Source organism: Campylobacter sp. 2018MI34 (assembly GCF_016598975.1).
GTDB lineage: Bacteria > Campylobacterota > Campylobacteria > Campylobacterales > Campylobacteraceae > Campylobacter_D.
In genome coordinates this window covers 61,820-85,027 of the sequence record NZ_JAENKS010000003.1, presented here as the reverse complement: position 1 = coordinate 85,027, position 23,208 = coordinate 61,820, and the positions used below count along the sequence as shown (strand labels likewise).

At 25.9% G+C, this 23,208-nt stretch carries 18 protein-coding genes, 2 tRNA genes and 1 pseudogene; 10 read left to right on the top strand and 11 right to left on the bottom strand.

Translation table 11 applies throughout. From position 1 onward, the window contains the following. Window positions 1-200: 200 nt before the first annotated feature. Window positions 201-287 (bottom strand) — tRNA-Leu (locus tag JG676_RS02010). Between the two features lie 288 nt (window positions 288-575). On the opposite strand from JG676_RS02010, the gene flgL reads away from it, so the two are divergent. Continuing rightward, on the top strand, window positions 576-2,834 hold the full coding sequence (gene flgL, locus JG676_RS02005; RefSeq protein ID WP_200217163.1) for a flagellar hook-associated protein FlgL: 2,259 nt from the start codon (window positions 576-578) through the stop codon (window positions 2,832-2,834). A 674-nt stretch (window positions 2,835-3,508) separates the two neighbouring features. Next, window positions 3,509-5,770, top strand: a pseudogene (locus JG676_RS02000) (DNA translocase FtsK); the annotation flags it as partial. A gap of 36 nt (window positions 5,771-5,806) precedes the next feature. Here the strand turns inward: JG676_RS02000 and groL are convergent. Further along, entirely contained in the window at window positions 5,807-7,444 is a 1,638-nt protein-coding gene (gene groL / locus JG676_RS01995; RefSeq protein ID WP_200168943.1) for a chaperonin GroEL, read from the bottom strand. An 18-nt stretch (window positions 7,445-7,462) separates the two neighbouring features. Further along, a complete protein-coding gene (gene groES, locus JG676_RS01990) occupies window positions 7,463-7,723 on the bottom strand; it encodes a co-chaperone GroES (RefSeq protein WP_200168944.1) in 261 nt (86 codons plus the stop codon). Between the two features lie 159 nt (window positions 7,724-7,882). Between groES and JG676_RS01985 the strand changes: the two genes are divergently transcribed. Genes JG676_RS01985 through JG676_RS01970 form a run of 4 tightly spaced genes read left to right on the top strand, consistent with a single transcriptional unit; the run spans window position 7,883 to window position 11,362 of the window. Beyond that, the gene (locus JG676_RS01985) at window positions 7,883-9,895 is read left to right on the top strand and encodes a hypothetical protein (protein ID WP_200217161.1); all 2,013 of its coding nucleotides are present in this window, start codon (window positions 7,883-7,885) and stop codon (window positions 9,893-9,895) included. Between the two features lie 9 nt (window positions 9,896-9,904). Continuing rightward, window positions 9,905-10,513: a riboflavin synthase gene (gene ribE / locus JG676_RS01980; protein ID WP_200168946.1), complete on the top strand. Its 609-nt coding sequence runs from the start codon at window positions 9,905-9,907 to the stop codon at window positions 10,511-10,513. Further along, a complete protein-coding gene (locus JG676_RS01975) occupies window positions 10,477-11,166 on the top strand; it encodes a polyphenol oxidase family protein (RefSeq protein ID WP_200168947.1) in 690 nt (229 codons plus the stop codon). Before ribE ends, JG676_RS01975 begins: the two co-directional genes overlap by 37 nt. Next, on the top strand, window positions 11,159-11,362 hold the full coding sequence (locus JG676_RS01970) for a hypothetical protein (RefSeq protein WP_200168948.1): 204 nt from the start codon (window positions 11,159-11,161) through the stop codon (window positions 11,360-11,362). Before JG676_RS01975 ends, JG676_RS01970 begins: the two co-directional genes overlap by 8 nt. Before the next feature lie 4 nt (window positions 11,363-11,366). Here JG676_RS01970 and JG676_RS01965 read toward each other — a convergent pair whose 3' ends face one another. From JG676_RS01965 to JG676_RS01955, 3 genes are read right to left on the bottom strand one after another with little or no spacing between them, the layout of a single operon-like run. Next, the gene (locus JG676_RS01965; protein ID WP_200168949.1) at window positions 11,367-12,569 is read right to left on the bottom strand and encodes a HAMP domain-containing sensor histidine kinase; all 1,203 of its coding nucleotides are present in this window, start codon (window positions 12,567-12,569) and stop codon (window positions 11,367-11,369) included. Beyond that, window positions 12,556-13,227: a response regulator transcription factor gene (locus JG676_RS01960; protein ID WP_200217160.1), complete on the bottom strand. Its 672-nt coding sequence runs from the start codon at window positions 13,225-13,227 to the stop codon at window positions 12,556-12,558. Before JG676_RS01960 ends, JG676_RS01965 begins: the two co-directional genes overlap by 14 nt. A 12-nt stretch (window positions 13,228-13,239) precedes the next feature. Further along, window positions 13,240-13,779, bottom strand: coding sequence for a rhomboid family intramembrane serine protease (locus tag JG676_RS01955; protein WP_200217159.1), 540 nt, complete (start codon window positions 13,777-13,779; stop codon window positions 13,240-13,242). 140 nt (window positions 13,780-13,919) lie between these two features. Between JG676_RS01955 and JG676_RS01950 the strand changes: the two genes are divergently transcribed. After that, entirely contained in the window at window positions 13,920-14,279 is a 360-nt protein-coding gene (locus JG676_RS01950) for a PepSY-like domain-containing protein (RefSeq protein WP_200169133.1), read from the top strand. Here the strand turns inward: JG676_RS01950 and JG676_RS01945 are convergent. From JG676_RS01945 to JG676_RS01925, 5 genes are read right to left on the bottom strand one after another with little or no spacing between them, the layout of a single operon-like run. After that, window positions 14,276-15,871, bottom strand: coding sequence for an AAA family ATPase (locus JG676_RS01945; RefSeq protein ID WP_200168952.1), 1,596 nt, complete (start codon window positions 15,869-15,871; stop codon window positions 14,276-14,278). The two genes, JG676_RS01950 and JG676_RS01945, sit on opposite strands and share 4 nt — an antisense overlap. Continuing rightward, on the bottom strand, window positions 15,861-17,126 hold the full coding sequence (gene mtaB / locus JG676_RS01940) for a tRNA (N(6)-L-threonylcarbamoyladenosine(37)-C(2))-methylthiotransferase MtaB (RefSeq protein ID WP_200217158.1): 1,266 nt from the start codon (window positions 17,124-17,126) through the stop codon (window positions 15,861-15,863). The genes JG676_RS01945 and mtaB overlap by 11 nt, the downstream gene beginning before the upstream one ends. Beyond that, entirely contained in the window at window positions 17,123-18,667 is a 1,545-nt protein-coding gene (locus tag JG676_RS01935) for a mechanosensitive ion channel domain-containing protein (RefSeq protein ID WP_200217157.1), read from the bottom strand. Before JG676_RS01935 ends, mtaB begins: the two co-directional genes overlap by 4 nt. After that, on the bottom strand, window positions 18,664-19,713 hold the full coding sequence (gene aroB / locus JG676_RS01930; RefSeq protein WP_200217156.1) for a 3-dehydroquinate synthase: 1,050 nt from the start codon (window positions 19,711-19,713) through the stop codon (window positions 18,664-18,666). Before aroB ends, JG676_RS01935 begins: the two co-directional genes overlap by 4 nt. Window positions 19,714-19,716: 3 nt before the next feature. Next, complete coding sequence (locus JG676_RS01925) at window positions 19,717-21,126, bottom strand: COG3400 family protein (protein ID WP_200217155.1); 1,410 nt, start codon at window positions 21,124-21,126, stop codon at window positions 19,717-19,719. A gap of 31 nt (window positions 21,127-21,157) precedes the next feature. On the opposite strand from JG676_RS01925, the gene tgt reads away from it, so the two are divergent. From tgt to JG676_RS01910, 3 genes are all read left to right on the top strand, one after another. Continuing rightward, the gene (tgt, locus tag JG676_RS01920; RefSeq protein WP_200168957.1) at window positions 21,158-22,285 is read left to right on the top strand and encodes a tRNA guanosine(34) transglycosylase Tgt; all 1,128 of its coding nucleotides are present in this window, start codon (window positions 21,158-21,160) and stop codon (window positions 22,283-22,285) included. Then, window positions 22,279-23,037, top strand: a complete 759-nt coding sequence (locus JG676_RS01915) for a magnesium transporter CorA family protein (protein ID WP_200168958.1) — start codon at window positions 22,279-22,281, stop codon at window positions 23,035-23,037. The genes tgt and JG676_RS01915 overlap by 7 nt, the downstream gene beginning before the upstream one ends. 49 nt (window positions 23,038-23,086) lie before the next feature. Next, window positions 23,087-23,163 (top strand) — tRNA-Arg (locus JG676_RS01910). The last annotated feature ends 45 nt before the right edge of the window (window positions 23,164-23,208 follow it).

Genomic DNA, 23,208 nt, shown 5'->3' with positions numbered 1-23,208 from the left:
AAATATAAATTTATAGGTTTTAAAATCTATTTAAGCTTTTTACTAGGGTATTTAGTTGTGTAAAAATCTTTTAATTATCTATCCATTTTTACCCTTATAAAGTATGTGCAAATTTTTAAAAAATATTTTTTGCATATATTTTTCAAAATATTAAAAGAGATTATTTGAGATAAGTTTAGATTAATTGAGATAAGAAGTAATGGTGCCCAAGGTCGGACTCGAACCGACACAAGGTTGCCCTTACTAGATTTTGAGTCTAGCGCGTCTACCAGTTTCACCACTTGGGCTAAAATTGGAAATTATACTTTTTTTAGGTTAAAAAATGCTTTAAAAAGGTAAAAATGATTTTTTATTAATAAAATTCAATGATTAAATATTTGTTTAAATGTAAATAAATACACTTAAAAGTCGATAATTATAAAGTTTGCTAATAAAATTTTTATAAAGATATTAAATAATAAAAAATGAAATTTCTATAAAACTATCGATAAATTATTTTTTTTGGAATATTTATTGCTTATTTGGTTTTTAGCAATATTTGAAAAGATAATTATCAATTTATCAAGGAATTATAAATGAGAGTTACCAATAAATTAAATTTTACAAATTCGATTTCTAACTCTATGAATGGTCAAAATGCTTTGTATAAAATATCTCAACAAATTTCTTCAGGTCTTAAGATACAAGATTCTTATGAAGATGCGAGTGCTTATATTGATAGTACTAGGCTTGAATATGAGCTTAAAACTTTACAGCAAGTTAAAGAAGCAACACAATCTGCTCAAGAAATGACTCAAAATAGTATGAAAGCTTTACAAGATATGGTAAAACTTTTGGAAGATTTTAAGGTTAAGGTAACTCAAGCTGCAAGTGATAGTAACTCTCAAACCTCAAGGGAAGCTATAGCAAACGAGCTAAAAAGAATCAAAGAAAGTATTTTACAGCTTGCAAATACAAGTATTAATGGTCAATATCTTTTTTCAGGTTCTCAAGTAAATAATAAACCTTTTGATTCAAATGGTAATTATTATGGAGATAAAAATAATATCAATGTCGTAACAGGATCAGGAACAGAAACTCCTTATAATATCCCTGGTTGGGATTTGTTTTTTAAAGCAGACAATGACTATAAAAAACAAATTACAACAAATGTAAGTTTTACTGACAATCGTTATAATTTAAAAGACGATCCTAGCAAAACAAAATACCTTGATGGTGATTCAAAATGGAGTCATTTGATCGGACAAGGATATGTTCAAGATGGAAAATTAGATCCAGATAAAGATTTTGATGAAAAAGATTTAAAACTTGATTTTCCGCCAACTACTCTTTATGTTCAAGGAACAAGACCGGATGGAACAAGCTTTAAAAGTGCTGTACTTGTAAATCCAGAAGATAGTTTAGATGATGTGATGGAAAGTATAGGAGCGCTTTATGGAAATAGTGCAGACAATAAAGTAGTTGATGTAACTATAAATGATAGCGGTCAAATTCAAATCACTGATTTAAAACAAGGGAATAACAAACTAGATTTTCATGCAGTTGCTTATACTCCGCAAATGGATACAACTGAAAATTTTAAACAAATGGAAAAATTTGCTAAAGAGAATAATATTAGCATGGATAGTGTAACTAATGCTGTAATGGAACAAGCATTAGCAAATGGTGGAGATATAACAAATTTACGAACACCCGTAACAATTACTTTAACAGGACAAAACGGCGAAGCAAAAGAATTTACATTTAGTCTAGCTCAAACAGATTTTATAAGAAGCAATATGACAGATTCTGATGGAAATCAAGCAAATGGTGCTGATTATGATAATGTGTATTTTGAAAAAGATGGTAATACTGTTTTTGGTAATGTTTCTCAAATCATCAAAGGAAGCAATGCTTACGCTACGGATTCCACAAAGCTTAGCGAGGTAATGGCAGGAGATAGTCTTAATACGACTTTAAATTTAAAAGTAAGTTCTAAGGGTGGAAATACTTATGATGTAACTATAAATTTACAAAATTCAACTGTAAGTTATCCAGATCCTAAAAACCCTGATCAAACTATCACTTTTCCTATAATGCATACAGATCCTGCTACAGGAAATAGTGGAATGGTAACTCCTTCAAATGATATAACTTATAAGCAGTTAAATGATGTTATAGCACTTTTTGCTTCAGATAAAGCTCCAACTCAAAGCATTAACGTGGATAATGGAAAAATTAGTGCAAATGATTACAATAGTTTTCAGCAAAATTTAAGTGATTCAAAATCTTTAGTTGATGTTAAAATGGACTATAAGGGACGCATTAGTGTGACAGATAAGCTTTCTTCAGGAACAAATATAGCGATTTCTTTAAGTGATTCTGCTAGTGGAACATTTCCACAACCTCCTTTTACTCATACATCAACTATAACTTCGGGTCCGAATTTTTCTTTTAGTGCTAATAATTCTTTAGTTATAGATGAGCCTAATGTGGATTTGATTAAAGATCTTGATATGATGATTGATGCTGTATTAAGTGGCAATATGAGAGCAGATGCTGATTCAAGTGATCCAAGAAATACAGGTATGCAAGGAGCATTAGAAAGACTTGATCATTTAGCAGATCATGTAAGTAAGCTAAATACTGTTATGGGAGCTTATCATAATACTATAGAAGATACTAATACTAGAGTAACTTTTTTAAGCGTAAATGTAGAAAGCATTAAGTCAAATGTTATTGATATTGATTATGGTGAGGCTATAATGAATCTTATGCAAACTCAACTTGCTTATCAGGCTTCATTGAAAGCAACTTCTACGATTTCTCAAATAAGCTTGTTAAATTATCTATAAAATCTTTTATGTTATAATGACTTCTAAATTTAATTTAAGGATATAAAATTAAAAAAGAAGTCGTTTTTTTAAGCTCAACTTTTGTTATTTTTTATCTTTGTTTGTGTATGTTTATACCCTCTATGGGTATTTTTTTATATAAATTTAATATTTTATTGTTTGGAAAATTTAGCTATTTTTATCCATTTTTTTTAATGGTTATTAACTATATATACTACAAAAGGCATTATAAATTAGAAAATTTTAAAAGAAGTGAAATTTTTGGATTTTGTTTTGTATTTTTTTCTATAATGCTTTTATTTGCTATTTTTTATCCTAATGAAGGCTATGTTTTAAAATTATTATATAAGCTTTTTTCATTCTTTTTTGGACATATATTAAGCGGATTGATCGCTTTATTCTTTTTGCTTTTATCTATTATTTTACTTTTTCCAAGTTTTACTAAAGAAGTTTTTAATCTTGAATTAGATTTTAGCAAATTTCTTTATTTTGAATCTAAATTAAAAGCTTTATTTATGGATGTTTTTGGAGGAGAAAAAGAAGAGGTAGAGAGTAAAAATTCTAAAACTCCTATTTTTAAATTTAGTTCTCAAAATACTTTAGAGTCTTCTGAGAAAGCAAAAGATAATTCCATGGCAAAGCAAGCTCAAGAAAGCAAAAATTTAATAGAAAACATACCTACAAAAAAAGAAGAGGTTGATAAAATTAAAAAAGAGGAAAATATAAATGAGAATATTGAAATCATAAATGAATCGAAAAGTTTTATATATGAAACTTCAAAAGAAATTGAAAATTTTGCTAAAAAAGCAAGTAGAAGTAGTATTAGTTTAGACGAAGAATTAAATTTTATTTTACAAGAAGAGGCAGATATGATTCCTGAACGTTTTTTAAAACCTAAAAAAATTGAAGATTTTAAAGATCAAATTGATGAGAAAAGTAATCTTGATGAGCCAAGTTATAAGCGTAAAAATATAGAAATTTCTTTACAAAAAAATACCAATAAACCTAAGATTTTTGAAAAAGAGCTTGAACTTAGAGAACAACTTTTACAAAAGGCTAAACTTGAAGAAGAATATAAAATTTATCAAAATCAAATTTTAGAAAATCGCGTTAAAGAAGAAATTGAAATTCTTGAAAAAGAAGAAAATTTAAACATACTTCAAGGAAATAAATATACTATCAACGATCAATATGAAAATAAAGAAGTTGTACCAATAAAAGAAGAAAAACAAGATGTTATTCCTATGGTAGAAGAATTAAATACCCCATATATTCCACAAACTCCTATTGTAAAAATAAGCGAAATTAAAGAAGAGTCTTTTTTGCCTCAACAAAGAACTTTTGAAAACAAGATTGAACAAGAATTAGAAGAAAATTTAGATCAAGTAAATCTAAGTCAAAACAATGATATAGAAGAGGTGAATTTAAATAACACTGAGAGAAATGAATTTTCTAAAAGTGTTTTAATCAAAGAAATAGAGCTAAACCAGCAACTTTTAAAAGATATAGAGCAAGGAGAAATTCAAAAACCAAATGATTTTAGACTTCCTTCTTTTGAATTTTTGGCTAATCCTATTCATCTTAAACAAGATATAGATGAAAATGAAATAGATAAAAAAATTTATGATTTATTAGAAAAGTTAAGACGTTTTAAAATAGGCGGAGATGTCATTAGCACTTCTGTTGGACCTGTGGTAACCACTTTTGAATTTAGACCAAGCGCAGATGTTAAGGTAAGCCGTATTTTAAATTTACAAGATGATTTAGCTATGGCTTTAAAAGCAAAATCTATACGTATTCAAGCTCCAATTCCAGGCAAAGATGTAGTAGGTATAGAAGTTCCAAATGAACAAATCCAAACAATTTATTTAAGAGAAATTTTAGAAAGTGATGTATTTCAAAACGCAAAAAGTTCTTTAGCGATTGCTCTAGGTAAGGATATAGCAGGTAATGCTTTTATAACAGATCTTAAAAAGCTTCCGCATCTTTTGATCGCAGGAACTACAGGAAGTGGAAAAAGTGTGGGTATAAATTCTATGCTTTTGAGTTTGCTTTATAGAAATTCTCCTAAAACTTTAAGACTTTTAATGATAGATCCAAAAATGCTTGAATTTAGTATTTATAATGAAATTCCACATTTATTAACCCCAGTAATTACAGATCCTAAAAAAGCTATTATTGCACTTTCAAATATGGTAGCTGAAATGGAGCGTCGCTACAGATTGATGGCTGATGCTAAAACAAAAAATATAGAAAATTATAATGAAAAAATGAAAGAAAATGGTTTAGAAACTCTACCTTTCATTGTAGTAATTATTGATGAATTAGCAGATTTGATGATGACTGCTGGAAAAGATGTTGAATTTTATATAGGGCGTCTTGCACAAATGGCAAGAGCTAGTGGGATACATTTAATCGTTGCAACCCAGCGTCCTTCTGTGGATGTTGTAACTGGGCTTATCAAAGCTAATTTACCAAGCAGAATTTCTTATAAAGTAGGGCAAAAGATCGATTCTAAGGTAATTTTAGATGCTATGGGTGCTGAAAGTTTATTAGGACGTGGAGATTGTCTTTTCACTCCTCCAGGAACAAGCTCTATTGTGCGTTTACATGCTCCTTTTGCAAGTGAAAGTGAGATTGAAAAGGTTGTAGATTTTCTAAAAGAGCAAGAAAGCGTTATATATGATGAGAATTTTTTAAAAGATTCTCAAGGAGCAAATAATAATGCTCAAGATTTTGATAACAACGATGAATTTGATGGATTATTTGAAGATGCTAAAAGAGTAATTTTAGAAGATCGCAAAACAAGTATTTCTTATCTTCAAAGACGTCTTAAAATAGGTTATAACAGAGCTGCTAATATCATTGAACAACTAAGTAAAGCAGGGATTTTAAGTGAGCCAGATTCTAAAGGACAAAGAGAGATTATTATTTAAAAGAGTCTAAAAATAGACTCTTTTTTGAGTGGTTGATTACATCATACCACCCATTCCTCCCATACCTCCCATTGCGCTCATATCAGGCATAGCAGGTTTATCTTCTTTTATATCGCTAATTGTTGCTTCAGTTGTTAAAAGCATACTTGCTACAGAAACCGCATTAAGCAATGCCACTCTTTCAACTTTAACAGGATCGATAATACCTGCAGCAAACATATCTACATACTCACCTTTTGCGGCATCAAAACCTGCATTTTCATCTTTATTATTTTCAACGCTATTTACAACAACACCTGCATCAAAACCTGCATTTTCAGCAATTTGTTTTAAAGGTGCTCTTAAAGCTCTCTCAACAATAGCAGCTCCAATTGCTTCATCACCTTTTAAATCAAGTTTAATTTTTGATTTTGCTTTGATTAAAGCTGCACCGCCACCTATAACGATACCTTCTTCAACTGCTGCTTTAGTAGCACTCAATGCATCATCTACGCGATCTTTTTTCTCTTTCATTTCTGTTTCAGTTGCGGCACCAACTTTAATAAGTGCAACACCACCGCTTAATTTTGCAAGTCTTTCTTGTAATTTTTCTTTATCGTAATCTGAAGTTGTTTCAGCAATTTGTGCTTTGATTTGATTGATTCTTGCATCAATATTTGCTTTTTCTCCACTACCATTAACTATAGTAGTATTGTCTTTATCTATAATAACACTTGAAGCTTGTCCTAAATCTTCTATACTTGCGCTTTCTAAAGTTCTTCCTAATTCTTCAGAAATAACTTCGCCACCTGTTAAAATAGCAATATCTTCAAGCATAGCTTTTCTTCTATCACCAAAACCAGGAGCTTTTACTGCAGAAATATTTAAAACACCTCTTAATTTATTAACAACTAAAGTTGCAAGAGCTTCACCTTCAATATCTTCAGCTACGATTAAAAGAGGTTTTCCTGTTTTTTGAATTTGTTCTAAAATTGGCAATAAGTCTTTTAAACTTGATATTTTTTTATCATATAATAAAATATAAGGATTTGATAATTCTACTAACATTTTATCAGCATTAGTAATAAAATAAGGACTTAAATATCCTCTATCAAATTGCATACCCTCAACTACATTTAACTCATCATTAATTGATTTTGCTTCTTCAACGGTGATAACTCCATCTTTTCCTACTTTTTCCATAGCATCTGCAATCAAATTTCCGATTTTTTCATCAGAATTTGCAGAAATAGTAGCAACTTGAGCAATTTCTTTTTTATCTTTTACTTCACGTGAAAGTTTTTTAAGCTCTTCTACGATAGCTTCACAAGCTTTATCCATTCCTCTTTTTACTTCAATAGGATTAGCACCTGCTGTAATATTTCTTAAACCTTCTTTGAAAATAGCGTGTGCAAGAACAGTCGCAGTTGTAGTTCCATCTCCAGCTTGATCTGCAGTTTTGCTAGCAACTTCTCTTACAAGAGAAGCTCCCATATTCTCAAGACTATCTTTTAACTCAACTTCTTTAGCAACACTTACTCCATCTTTTGTAATACTTGGTGCTCCAAAACTTTTTTGAATTAAAACATTACGACCTCTTGGCCCCATTGTTACTTTTACAGCATCGTTTAATTTTTTAACACCTTCATAAAGTTTATTTCTTGCTTCATCTGAAAAAATAATTTCTTTTGCCATTGTTTATCCTTTTTTTAATTATTTTAAAATTCCTAAAACATCATCTAAATTTAAAACAAGATACTCATTTGCATCAAGCTTAATTTCTGTTCCGCCGTATTTTGCGAATATAATTTTATCACCATTTGATATATCATTAACTTCTTTGCTTACTGCAACTACTTCACCCATTAAAGGCTTTTCTTTAGCATTATCTGGTATAATAATTCCTGAAGCAGTTGTTTTAGTTTCTTCTACTCGTTTAACTAAAACACGTTTTCCTAAAGGTTGAAAATTCATTTTGTCCATCCTTAATAATTTTTTTAGCACTCTTTTATTTTGAGTGATAAAATATTATTATAAAAAATGAAATTTGTCAATACTTTAAATAAAAATATTTATATAACTTTAGTCAGTTATAGTAAAGTTTATTTATAAATTAAATATTAAGGATAAATAATGAGAAAAATTTTTTATGGTATATTAGCCTTTATTGCTATAGTTTTTATTATGTGTTATGTAATACTTTTTACATCATTTGGAAATAGTATTGTTTCAAATGTTGTTCAAAATAAAGTAAAACAAAATTTAGGCTTTGATTTAAATATTACTTATTTTAAATTAAGACCTTCTTCTTTGGAGTTAAAAACTGATTTAGCTAATATTGCACATTTTAATATCGATGGAAATTTAAGTCTTTTTAAATTATCTTTTGATCTTAATTATAATATCGCTTTACAAAAAGATTATGCTAAAAGTTTAGGTCTAAATTTAAATAAAAATCTGGAATTTAATGGAAAAGCTTATGGAAAAATAAGCGATTTTTTAGTTAATGGTAAAGGTTATTTTCTAGGCTCTAATGTAAATTTAGATTCTAGAATTTATGATTTTAATCCTATTGTTTTAAATTTAGATGCAAAATCTTTAAAGATTGAAGATATTTTAAGTTTTATTTCTATGCCTGCTTATGCTAAAGGTAATATAGATATAATAACACAAATACAAGCAAAAAATTTAAAACCTAATGGTAGTGCTAATATAAAACTTGATACAAGTTATATAAACTATGAAAGAATTCAAAAAGATTTTGGAGTTTTATTACCTAAATCAAATATAAATTCTACTATAAATGCTTTAATTAAAGAGGATAAAATTTTTGCTATTAGCAATATAAATACAAATTACTTAAATTTAAAAACTCAAAAAACTTTATATGATATAACTAAAAATAAATTAAACTCAGATTTTGAATTAAAAATTTCAGATTTATCAAAATTACAGAATTTAACTCAAATAAAGCTAAATGGTCCATTATCTATAGCAGGAATTTTAGAGCTTGATCAAAATATTCTTTCAAATGTGAATGTGAATGTTAATGATATAGGTGAAGAGGTTGGGGCTAATCTTCAAAATAATAAAATAAAAATTATTTTAAAGAATGCAAAAATTGAAAAAATCTTAAAAATTTTAGGTTATGAATCTTTAAGTAATGGTTATATAAATGCAAATATAGAAAATTTAGATTTGAATTTTAACAAATTAAATGCAAATGCAAATTTCGATATAAAGGGTATCTTAAATGCTAAAGCTTTGGGTAATATTTTAAATAAACAAGTTTCAAATAATATCAATTTTGATTTAAAGGCTAACTCTATAGCAAAAAATAATATAGCAAATTTTAATGCTAGTTTAATTTCAGATCTTTTAAAAATACCTAATTTAACAGGGAATTTTGACATTAAGAAAGTTATATTAAATTCTAAATTTGATCTTATTTTAGATGATTTTTCAAAATTAAGTTTTTTAGCTGATAGAAAATTAAGTGGTAAAGCAGAATTTAATACTAAAGTAAATTTTGATAAAAATTTTGATATTGAACTAATAAGTAAAAATTTATTTAATGGAAAATTAGAAGCAATTTTTAAAAACAATATATTGAATGCAAATTTAAATGATGTTGAGCTTTCTGAGTTGGCAAAAAGTCTTGATTTTATTGATATTTATCAAGGTAGAGCGGACATAAGTGCTAATTATGATATTAATAATGAAAAAGGAGACGCTAAGCTTGATATTAAAGAAGGGAAATTAAAATCAAATGCTATTACAACAGCTGTTAAAATTTTAACATTAAAAGATATTACTACAGAAGTTTTCCATACTTCTAGCGCTAAAGCAAATATTAATAAGGATTTAATTGATTTTAATCTTGATATGCAAGCAAAACATAGCAATATTAATATAAATAAAGCAACAATAAATTTAAAAACTCAAGCTATAAATCTTCCTTTTGAAGCTAGTATTAATAAGGCAAATTTTAAAGGCTCAATTACAGGAACAAGTGAAAATCCCAAAATCAAATTAGACGTAGGAAGTATCGCAAATTCGATTAAAAATGTTATAGGAGAAAAAGCTAAAGATCAAACTAATAAAGTAGGGGAGAAAATTGATAAGCTTTTTAATAAAATATTTTAAGGTTAAAAAATGTTTAATGGTCTCATAAGAGAAATTGCAAAAGTAAAATCTTTTCGTGGGCATATATTAAGTCTAAAAACTGCTTATCGTCCAAAGATAGGAGATAGTATAGCGGTTAATGGAGCTTGTTTAAGTGTTATTAAATTATATCAAGATGGTTTTGATCTTGAGCTTTCTTATGAAAGTCGCACTAATATTGCTATAGAAAATTTAAAAGATAAAGTGCATATAGAACCTGCTTTAAGATATGGAGATAGAATTGATGGTCATTTAATGCAAGGACATATTGATGCTATAGGAGAGCTTATAAAGATTCAAAAAAATGAAAATGGGATAGATTTTTTTATAGCTTTACCTCAAAAGATTATGAAATTTATGGCAAATAAAGGAAGTATAGGTATTGATGGGGTAAGCCTAACAATCAATGAAGTTTTTAGAGATAAAATACGTCTTACAATTATACCAATCACTTTTAAAGAAACACTTTTTAAGGATTATAAAATAGGAAGAAGAATTAATATAGAAAGTGATCTTTTAGCGCGTTATCTTTATGCGCAAACAAATCAAAATAAAGGTCTTACATGGGAAGAAGTGGAGAAAATTTCTTATCTTTATTAGATAATGAGCAAGTTAGTATTTTTTGTGCCTATGATAAAGATTATAGCCCTTTTAAGGCTAAAATATTAAATGAGAATTTATTTTCTGATTTGGGTTTTAAAAATATAAAACAATGTGTGTTTATGAATCAAATTCACTCTAATAAAGTTGAAATTTTTACAAAAAGTTTTACAAATTTTTCTTGCGATGGAATTATTAGCACTTGTAAAAATACCGCACTTTGTGTTTTAAGCGCGGATTGTTTACCTTTGCTTTTATGGCATAAAAGCGGGATTATAGCTGGGCTTCATTCTGGAAGAAAGGGGACTTTTGAAAATATTTTAAAAGAGAGTATTGATAAATTTCATCTTTTAAATCCAAGTATTAAAAATGAAGAAATCAATTTATTTATAGCACCTAGTATTTGTCAAAAAAATTATGAAATTAAAGATGAACTTTTATCTTTTTCGCAAAAGTATTTTAAAGATTTTATTAAAAATTCTAGACTTGATTTAAAAGCAATTGTTAAAAAACAAGCAAAGGATTTAAGAATAAATAATATAAAAGATTGCAATATTTGCACTTTTGATGATAAAAGATTTTTTTCTTATAGACGCGAACAAACAAATAAAAGATTTGTTAGCGTTATTGTTTTAAAGGATTTAAATGTATAACAGAAAAGATTTAAGAGTTTTAAAGATCATACAAAAAGCAAGAGAATTTGGTGATAATGATTTATTAAATGAAAATCTTGTTGAAATTCTTATAAATTCAAAAATGAATAATTTAAGTCAAAATGATAAGAAAGAATTTATTAAAATACTTAATTCCATAGTAGAAATAAAAGAAAAAGCTCATTTAAGCAAATAAAACTTTACCATTTTAAAGTAAAAGTAGTTCCTATATTTTCATCTGAAGTACAAGAAATTGATATATTATTTTCTTTGCAAATTTTTTTTACCAAAGAAAGTCCTATGCCAAAACCACCTTGATCTTGATTAAATCTTGCGTAGCGATCAAAAATATTTTTTAAATTTTCTTTAGCTATGCCAATACCACTATCATTAATACTTAAAAAATTTTCTTTAAGACAAATATTGATATTTCCATTTTTTTTATTATATTTTATAGCATTGCTTAAAAGATTATCAAAAAGTTTTACAAATTGAGCTTTATTAGCAAAAATAAAACTTTTTTCTAATTTACTTATAAGTGTTATTTTTTTTTGCTCTAAAAAAGGTTTAAAATATTCTAAACGCTCACAAATGAGCTTTTTTAAATCAAGCTCTTCTTTTTCTTTGGAGAGGGTGTGTTCAAAGTTATAATAGACTAAATCAGAATATACCTGATTTAAGGTTTTAGCTGCAAGTTTAATGCGTTCAAATTTCTTATTTTCTATATTTTGTTTTTGGAGTTGTTCTATACTCATTAAAATAACGCTTAATGGAGTGTTGATTTCGTGAGTAGAATCTTTAATAAAGCGATTTAAAAATTTAATTTTTTCATCTAATGGTTTTAGAGCTATTTTTACTAAAAAATAGGCAATAATAGCAAGAAGTAAAAAAGCAAAAATGGCACAAATTAATACTTTAATTCTAATCCATAATAATTCTTGATTTATATCATTTCCTTGTATGATGATTTTAAGAGCATTTTCTTCATTGTCAATTTCGTTATTTTTATTAATTAAATAATAATTATTTGAATTCATTTTTGCTTCGAAAAATACTTTTCCATTTTCAATTCCCCTTCCTTTAAATTTAGCTTTGGCTTTTGATAAATTAAAATCTAAATTATCGAAAAAAATTTGATTTTTATCAAAAATAGCAAATTTAAGTTTTGATGAATCAGCTATATTTTTAGAGCTTTGTTCGACAGGAATAAATTTAGAATTTATAATATTAATAACAATATTTCTATGAATTTCTTTAAGATTGTTTCCTTGTAAAATTATCAATTCTTCATAAAGTTTTTGATACCAAAGAGTAAAGAAGAATGCTAAAAAAATTCCTGTTGTTGTAAGATAGATAAATAAGATTTGATAAATCACTTTTTTACTTGATTTATTCTCCGACATAGCTATAACCTCTACCCCTTTGATTTATAATCTTTTCTTTTCCTAAAAGCTTTCTTAAATTTTTAATATATACTCTAAGACTTAATTCACTTGGTTCTTCATCATATCCCCAAATTTCTTCAAAAATAGTTTCGGTTTTTATAAAATGATTTTTATTTTTTAATAAAAAGGCTAAAAGTTTTATTTCTTTATTAGGCAAAGATAAAGGTTTTTCATCTTGATATAAAATTTGTGATTTTAATGCAAATTTAAAACCATTTCCCAATTCTTCAAAATCTTCTTTTTTATGAGAAAAAGCTCTTTTAAGTAATGCTTCTATGCGGATGCTAAGTTCAGCAAGCTCAAAAGGTTTGCGTATGTAATCATCACATCCTGAATCATAACCTTGTTTTAAATCAGCTAAGGTGTTTAAAGAAGTCATAAAAATAGCCGGAGTTTTTTTTCCGCAATTTCTTAGTTCCTTAAGCAAGGAAAAGCCGTCTCCTAGAGGAATTTTTACATCCAAAATCCAAAGATCAAAATTTTTTTCATATGCTAAATTTAAAGCTTCATTTGCATTATCACAAAGTATAACTTCATAGCCTTCATCTTCTAAAAATTCTTTTATAATTTCGCTTAAGGATAAATCATCTTCTAAAAGTAAAATTTTCGTTGCCATTTTTTCTCTTTTTTAATATTTTTTAAATATTTTAAAATTATTTTTTAATTTTTCAAAAATATATCCACAAACAAATCCAAAAATATGCCCATACCAAGCTATATTAATACTCATAAGCAAAGGAACAAAACTCATAAGCAAAAGAGCTACAATAAGTCCTTTTGTGCTATTTTTATTTAAAAAAGCAAAATAACCCATTAATACGCAAATTGCTCCACTTGCGCCTATAAGATTGATTGTTTGATTAAAATAAATATATGCAAAATAAATATAAAAAAGGCTTAAGATGGAAGTTGCCATACCTCCTATAAAATACAATAAAATAAAATTTAAAGCTTTGATTTGTTTTTCTAAAATAAGTCCAAATTGAAATAAAACAATCATATTTAAAATTAAATGTGTTAAATCAGCGTGTAAAAACATCGAGCTTAAAATTTGCCAATAAAAGTCTTCTTTAAAAAATAAAATATTAAGTCCAAATATATCATAACTAGAATAAGGAATTAAAATAAAAAATAAAATATTTATAAATATTAAAATAAATACAAACAAAAAGACTCCTTATTGTAAAAATTCACAAAAAATTCACAAATAAAAAATATACTTTAGAAATTTTGAAATTTAGGGTTTATAATTTGAAAACTAAAAGTATTATTATATCATTAATTTTATTTAGCTATTTATCAGCTGATATGATTATTTCCTTTGATTCTTTGCCTCCTAATTCAAAGGAATTTATAAAAAAATATTTTAAAGCTCCAGTGGGTATAGTTCAGCAAGATAAAAATTCCTATGAAGTTTATTTAAGTGATGGAACAGAGCTTGAATTTTCTAGTGATGGTTCTTGGAGGGAGATAGAAGCTAAAATTACTCCTTTGGATTTAGATATTTTGCCTGTAAATATAGCTAGTATTGTCAAAAATGAATTTAAAAATATAAAAGCAAAAGAAATAGAAAAAAAAATTAATTATTATAAAATTAAACTTGTTAATAATATAAAAGTTTTAATAGATTTTAATGGAACTATTTTACATAAAGAATATGATGATTAAATCATTATAATTTCTTTAATATCATCATATTCTAATTTTTCTTTTTCGAGTAAAATGGATGAAAGCTTTGAAATTTTTTCTTTCATAGGGGTTAAAAATTCATACATTTCTTCTTTTTGTTTTTTTAAAGAGCTGTCTTCTATCATATCAAAACTTATCATGAAATCAAGAATTTCTTTAATTTTTAAAAAGTCATTTTGTGAATTTGTATAGTTTTCATTGTAAATAAGCTCCATTGCACACGAGCCTGCTAAATAAACTTTTATTTTATTAAAAAGTTCTGATTTTGATTTTATATTATTTTCATACTCTTTAAATCTATCTTCAATAAGGGTAATTTTTTCAAATTTTATATCAAAGTAATATGCGCTCAAAGCTTTTGCAGCTTGATAGGTAGCTTGAATTTTCTTTTCTTTTTCATTAAAACTTAATATTTTCTTTTTTCCTAAAAGGACTTTATTTAATACAGCAAAAAAATCATTTTCACTTACTTGATTTGAATTTCTTCTTAATGCGTTAATAGCAGCTTCATTTACCAAAGTTTCAAGTCCAGCTCCACTAAATCCTACGGTTGCTTTAGCAATTTTTTGTAAATTTGCTTCATTTTTTTTATCTTTCATATAAATTTCTAAAATTTTAAGCCTATCATTAAAATCAGGCAAAGATAAAAAAATTCTTCTATCAAAGCGTCCTGAGCGTAGAAGAGCACTATCCATAAGCTCTATTTTATTTGTAGCACCAATTACGATAACGCCACTATTATCTTCAAAACCATCCATTTGAGTTAAAAGTTGATTTAATGTACTATCTCTTTCTACATTAGACATTTCTCCTCTTGTTTTTCCAACTGCATCAATTTCATCAATAAATATAATACTTGGCGCCATCATTTTGGCTCTAGAAAAAAGCTCTCTTACACGCTTTGCTCCCATTCCAACATAAATTTCAACAAAGCTAGATCCACTTTGATAAAAAAAAGGAACCCCAGCTTCTCCTGCCACAGCTTTTGCAATCAGAGTTTTACCAACACCAGGGGGTCCTACCATTAAAACCCCTTTAGGCATTTTTACTCCAAATTCTTTATATTTTTTGGGATTTTTTAAAAAATCAACTAATTCACTTAGCTCTGTTTTTACTTCATTAACACCTGCTACATCGTTAAAAGTTATATTTGAAATAACGGGTTTGATATTAATATCCCAAGAGTTTGTATTTAAATTTCTATTTTGTTCTTGATGATTTTGTATTTTAAAGTTTTGTTTTTTGCTAGAGAGCAAGATGAAAAATAAAAGAGCAAAAATTAAAATTAGAATTAAAATAAGCAAAAAATAATTTTCTTTTTTAACTTCTATTGGAACTTTATTTAAAAGTTCTTTTATATCCACACCATCTTTTATGATGGCGTAATTTTCTCCTTTAACTTTTAAAAAAATTTCATTTTCATCAATAATGGCTTTTTGTATTAAATTTTGATCAAGAAAGCTTTGATATAACTCTTTATCTATAAATTTTACTTCATTTTTTAAATATAAAATAACAAATAATAAACACAAAATAGCCAAAGATATAAAAATAATTTTTTTATTTTTCATAATCATGCCTTAAAATAACTTCATTATATTCTTCTTTAATATTATAATTTTTAACACTTAACCATTCTTTTGAAATATCTTTAAAAGAATGAATTTTTACTTTATTAAAAAATTGATCATAGCCTTCAAAGATATTGTCTTTTTTATTTTCTATTAAAATTTCAAGTTTTGTATTTTTATAATTTTTTCTAAAATTATAATTATTTTCTTTAACTATATTTTTTAAAATATTTAATCTTTCTTTTGCAATTTGACCATTTATAGTATTTTTTAAAGTTGCCGAATGAGTGTTATTTCTTGGACTAAAAACAAAAGCATGAATATGAGTAAGATTAAATTCTTTAAAATTAGCTAAAGCTTCTTGCCAAATTTCTTCGCTTTCTCCAGGATGACCTACTATAAAATCAGTTCCTAGTGCAAAACCTTTAGAGGAAAGTTTTTGAAATAAAGCAAGATCATTTTTTGTATGAGATCTGCGTCTCATAATTCTAAGCATGTTTTCACTTGTGTGTTGTAAGGCTATGTGCAAATGTCTTTCAATAAAATTTTCATCTAAAATTTCAAAAAAACTTTCATCAAGTTGAGCAGGTTCAAGGCTACCTAGTCTAATACGTTTAATCCCTGATATTTTTCCTAATTTTTGCAAGAGTTTTCCAAGGCTTGTTTGATTTTTTAAACCATAACTTCCTATATTAGTTCCTGTTAATACAAGTTCATTGTAGCCATTTTGGGCTAGTATTTTAGCTTGTTCTAATAAAATATCTTCTTTAACACTTCTTGATTTTCCTCTAACACTTGGAATAATGCAATAACTACAATTAAAATCACATCCTTCTTGGATTTTTATAAAAGCTTTTGTATGATGTTCATATTTGCTTACTATGTCTTTATCTATAAAATTTAAATTTCCTATTTCATAAAAATTTTTTTTAGTATTTAATAAATCATTAATTTTATTTTTTTCAGATGCTCCTAAAACTCCAAAAATTTGTTTTTTGTCAAAGAGTTCTTTGCCTTTGCTAAAAGCACCGCATCCTGTTAAAATGATTTTTATTCCTTTTCTTTGTAGATTATGAATATAGTTTTTAATCCCGCTATCAGCTCCATTTGTAACTGTGCAAGAATTAATAATAATAATCTTAGCCTCATCTTCCTTATAGGTAATTTCATAATCTTTAATATATTTTTTTAAAAGTTCGCTATCATAAATATTGGTACGACAACCAAATGTTTTAATAAAAACTTTTTCCTTCAAAAATTCTCCTTAGAATGTTTTAAAATATCCTCTTTAGAAGGAAAATAAATATTTTGAGTTGGATAAGTAAATTTTATATCTTTATGTTTATTAAATTCTTTAACAATTTCTTTGCATAATGTACTTCTAAGTGTTAAAGCTGCATAGGAATTTGTCATATACCACGCAGAAATTCTCATGCCATAGTTTTCAAAAAAAGTAAAAAATTTAGGTCCTACTTGAGGATTTTTAATGCTATAGGTATTTTGAAGTTTAGTTAAAGTTTTTTTAGCTAAATTTGTATAAGGTTTAGAATGTTTAATTACGATTTCTTCAATAATTTTTTGAGCTTTTTCAAGATTAGAATCAAAACTAAGAGTAATATCAATACCATCAAAAATGGTTTTCATACCATGATGCGTATAGTTTGATATAAGCTCTGTAAAAACATAGTTATTAGGTATAAAAATAATTCTTCCAGCACGTCTATTATCTGTGTAAGTTACAAGAGTGATATCTTCATAAAGTGTAATTTTTAAAAGAGAAATATCTATAATATCTCCAACATAAATTTCATTATTGTATGTTACTCTTATACGATCCCCTACACGAAAACTTCCACCAAATATAATTACACACCATCCAAGCATAGACATAAACATATCTTTCATTGCAATAGCTAATCCAGCAGAGGCAAAACCTAAAATAGTAATTAAATAAGAAATATTTTCTATATAAACAAAAAGTAAAATAAATAATATAATATTGACATTAATAACATTAATAATCTTAGTTGCAGTATAATAGCGTTCATTATCTTTAATATATTTTTTAACAATCATTTTTAACAAAAACGATATAACAATTACTATGATAATAGCAATAATAAGATTTAAAGCTTTTAAGCTTTGTTCTTTTATCTCAGATTGAACACGAAAAATTTCTTCATCGATTTTTTTTTCATAAACTAAAAATGAAACAGAAACAAATTGCAAAGCTTGTTCAAATTCTTCTAATTTTTTGTTAGATTTTTCTAATTCTTTTATATTTTCTTTACTATTGTTAAATTTTACAAGCTCTTTTAGATCTGTATTTTTTTCTTTGATGGTATCAATTAAATTTTTAAAATTATTAAATTTAAAAATATATTCTTCTTTTTCGTTTTTTAATTTTTTTATATGAGAAAAGGCATTAATAATCTCTAAAGGATTGGTAAGTTTTGGTAATATTTCTATATTTTGAGGAACAAGCAAAATTTTAGCAAAATTAAAATCTTTATAATCTTTTAAAAGATTTAGTTGCTCTTTTAACGAAACAATCTTTTTTTTAATTTCTTCTTTTTGTTCTAATTTTAAATCATCCTTTTTTAATAAAGAATCTAAAACTATAAGTTCATTATTAATTTCTTGATATTTATTAAAATTTTCATAATGAATATTCCATACATTTTTATTAATTAAAGTATCAAGTTCTTCAATTTGTTTATTGATAGTATTGATTGTAGCATTTTGACTATAAACAAAAGAACAAACTAAAATTAATAAATAAAGTATTTTTTTCATATAAAACTTTCTAAGCTTTTTAAAATGATATTTTTATCTATATCATCTTTAATAATAGCTTTTCCTATCTTTTTTAATAAAATAAAATTTATTTTTTCTTGTTTGGTTTTTTTATCAAGAAAAAAGCTTTGATAAAAGGTATTTATATTAGGTATTTTATAAAATATAGGCAAATCAAATTTTTGTAAAGTTTGATTTATTTCTTGAATTTGTGTTTTTTTTAGAAAATTTAAATGATAAGCTAAAATATTTGCCATATGAATTCCAATGCTTACAGCTTCTGCGTGTAAATATTTTTTATAAAAAGTTTGATTTTCTATTATATGTGCAAAAGTATGACCATAATTAAGCATCATTCTTAAATGATTTTCTTTTTCATCTTTTGAAACAATTTTGGCTTTAATTTCTACGCTTTTTTGAATGATATTTGAAAGCAACTCATCATCTCTTGATAAAAAAAGCTTTTTATCGATATTTTGGATGAATCTAAAAAAATAAATATCAAAACTCAAAGCCATTTTTATAACTTCTGCCATAGCAGAACTCAATTCTTTATCATTTAAAGTTTTTAAAAATTCACTTTGGCAATAAACAGCTTTTGGTTGATAAAAACTACCTATGAGGTTTTTTCCAAATTGATTATTAATCCCTGTTTTACCTCCAACAGAAGCGTCCACACAGGCTAAAAGAGTGGTTGGAATATTGATAAATTCAATTCCTCTTTGATATATACTCGCAACAAAACCTCCAATATCAGAAATAACTCCTCCACCAAAACTAATCAAAACGCTTTTTCTATCAATACGGTGCACAAACATTTGATTTAAAATTTTTTCTACTGTTTTTAAATTTTTATATTCTTCGCCTTCTTCTATACTGATGATAAAGAGTTCTTTACATTTTATTTTGCTTTTTAGAGTTTTAAGATGAAGATTTAAAATTCTAGCATTGCTTAGTAAAACAACTTTAGTATCAAGATTAAGTTTTTCTAATTCATTAATAAAAACTTTATAAGAATTTTGTTTTAATTTGACATCTATTTGCATTTTTTAACTTATAGGAATAAAAAGTTGATAATTTCTACTCATCTTTTTATAGTGTTTATTAAAATTAGTACTTAAATTTCTTGATAAACTATTTTTTAATAACTCAGGATCAAAACTAATAAATTGCAATAAATCATTTCTATATTGCAAGCTTAAAATAGGATTTTCGTCTTTTTTATTGATAATTAAAATATTTTTATCATAGAGTTTTGAAAGACTCTCAAAATACTCTTCCATAGAATTTACATTTTCTTGTATAGGATTATAATAATAAAAACTCACATTAAAATTAAGCAATTTGCTTAAATCTACTATAACATTAGCTTGATTTTCTAATTCATTTTCATCAGAGCTTAAAATCACGCATTCTTTTAAATTATTAAAATCTGTATCTCCAATTTTTAAAATAGGAATTTTTAGTTCAAAAAAATTCTTTTTTTCTTTTTCAAAATATTTATGATCAGTAATAAACATTCCAACATCATTATTTTCTAAAAAAGAATTAAGATTTTTAAAATCTGTATTCTTATAATCAAAAAATATTTCTTCATTCTTACTTGATACATCTATGAGTTTTTTTATTTTTTCACAAATGCTGTTAATAGTTGGATTAATAACTCTTAAGAAAAATTTACGACTATTGGTTTTTTGACTAAAGGTAATGAGCGTATCTATAAGTCTTTCTTGTGTTAATAAACTCATATTTTTCATATCAATAATGCAATAAATATTGTTTCCAAAAGGTGCTGGAAATTGACCTAAATTTCCGCGTATATTATGAAAAACACTTTGAAGTACTACAGGATCTCCTACTATCAAAATACTATCATTTGGATAGAGTATAAAACTTGGTTTTACAAAATGTATTTTTGAATTCCTATAAACTAAAACAATGCGCCATCTTTTTTGCTGGATAAAACCTATGTGTCTATAGGCAAAAATAGAACCTACTGGGATTTTAATCTCCATAATCTCACCAAGTCCAAGTCCTATATATTGAGCTGTAAGAGCAACATCAGGTAAAAAATCTAAAAATCTTCTGCTTAAAGCACTTCTTGCATCAACGATCTTACATTGTTCATCGTTGATAACAAGTCCCCAAAAATCCATAATATTAATTTCTAATTGCAAATTTAAAGATCTTAAGCTTTCATAAGTTTTTTTAGTATCAAATTCATTATCCATATAGATTAAAGCTTGTTTATAATCTTTTGTCATAATAAGCTCAAGTCTAGCTGTGCTAGTAGGATCAAATTTATGAAATTCTAAATATTCATTATTTATATTTAAATCAATATTTGTATCATTTTGATAAACAATGGTAAAAAAAAAGTTTAATCCTTTTTCAAAACAAAGCCTTTCTAAGAAATGCTTTGCTAAAATACCATCAATAATTATTAAAATATGATTCATTGTTTCACTCCAAAAAAGGAAATTATAGCAAATGGAATTTAAATTAAAACATAAAGATCAAAATGCAAGAGTTTGTGAGATTAAAACTACCCATAGTTCTTTTTTAACGCCTATTTTTATGCCAGTTGGGACACTTGGGGCTGTAAAAAGTCTTGATGCTAAGGATCTTTTAGATTTACTTGATGCTAAAATTATTTTAGCAAATACTTATCATTTATATTTGCGTCCTACAAGCAGTGTGATTAAAAATTTTGGAGGATTACATCATTTTAGTGGTTTTACTAAAAGCTTTTTAACAGATAGTGGTGGATTTCAAGCATTTTCTTTAAGTAAAAATTCAAAGCATTGTGAAGAGGGGATAGAGTTTAAAAGTCATATTGATGGAAGCAAACATTTTTTTACTCCAAAAAGTGTACTTGATACTCAATATGATTTTAATTCAGATATTATGATGATACTAGATGATTTAGTAGCTTTACCAGCCGATCTTAAAAGAATACAACTTTCAGTAGATAGAACAATAAAATGGGCAAAAGAATCTATAAAATATCATAAATTACAACAAGAAAATGGAATAGGGATTGGGCAAAATATTTTTGGCATAGTGCAAGGTGGAACAGATTATAGTGAAAGAAAGCGTTGTGCTTTAGCTTTAAATGAAATGGAATTTGATGGTTTGGCTATTGGAGGTTTAAGTGTAGGTGAAGAAAATAAACTTATGTATGAAACAGTTGAAAATGTTACAACTTTTATGGATGAAAAACGTCCAAGATATTTAATGGGAGTTGGGACTCCAGAAGACTTGGTTGAAAACATTGAAAGAGGGGTTGATATGTTTGATTGTGTAATGCCAACAAGAAATGCAAGAAATGGAACTTTTTTTACTACTTTTGGGAAATTTAATATTAAAAAAATGGAATTTATAAATGATCATAGTCCTATTGATGAAAAATGTTCTTGCTATACTTGTAAAAATTATTCAAGAGGATACTTAAATCATCTTTTTAAATCAAAAGAATTAACTTTTTTTCGTTTGGCAAGCTTGCATAATTTGCATTATTATTTAACGCTTGTTAAAGATGCTCAAAAAGCAATTCTTTCAAATTCTTTTTCTAAATTTAAAAAAGAATTTTATTCTTTAAGAGGTGTGCAGTGCTAAACGAAAATTTAAAGAAAATTTTGCAAAATAAAAATTTAGAAACACTTTATACTGATTTTGGAGAGCAAAAAATTTTTATTTTACATTTTGATCAGAAATTAAAAGTTTTTTCGTTTGAGGATAAAAATATTCTTTTTTTAAAAAATAATGAAGAATTTATACCTTTTAAAATAGAAGATTTTACTTCTTTATTTAAAGAAATTTTAGAAAATATAAAAAAGCAAAATACTCAATTTCAAAATATCATTGAATATAAAGAAAATATGATTTTAAAAGGGAATTCTATTAAGAATTTTTTAAAGAAATCTTTCGTTTTAAAGCAAAAAATTAATAAAAATTTAAAATTTTTGATACTTTTAAAAGATTCTTTAAAAATGCTTTTAAACGATCATCTTTTTTTGAAAAAAACTTTAAAATTATTATTATTAAATGTTGATATTCTTATAAATAGCATTAAAGATAATCTTTCGCATCTTGATGCACTTTATATTTTATCAAGCTCTATTAAAAATGAAACAATGAATAAAAATATTTATCTCTTAAGTGTGCTTTCTGTGATTTTTCTTCCTTTAAATCTTATAGTAGGTTTTTTTGGAATGAATACAAAAAATCTTTTTTTAGAAAATAATCCTTATGGAACCTTATATATATTTTTTAGCATTTGTTTTATTTTAATTTTTGGCTTGTTATACTACAAAAGCAAGAAAGTTAAAGAGCTTGAATTTGATGATTATTTAAAAAAAAAGAAATAAATTTTTGCTATTTTTAAGATTTTTTATATATAATTTTCATTTTTATTTTGCGTTCGTAGCTCAGCTGGATAGAGCATTTGATTGCGGTTCAAAAGGCCAGAGGTTCGAATCCTCTCGAGCGCACCATACTTTCTGTTTGATCTGCTTGATTGTAATAACTCTTTTTGCTAA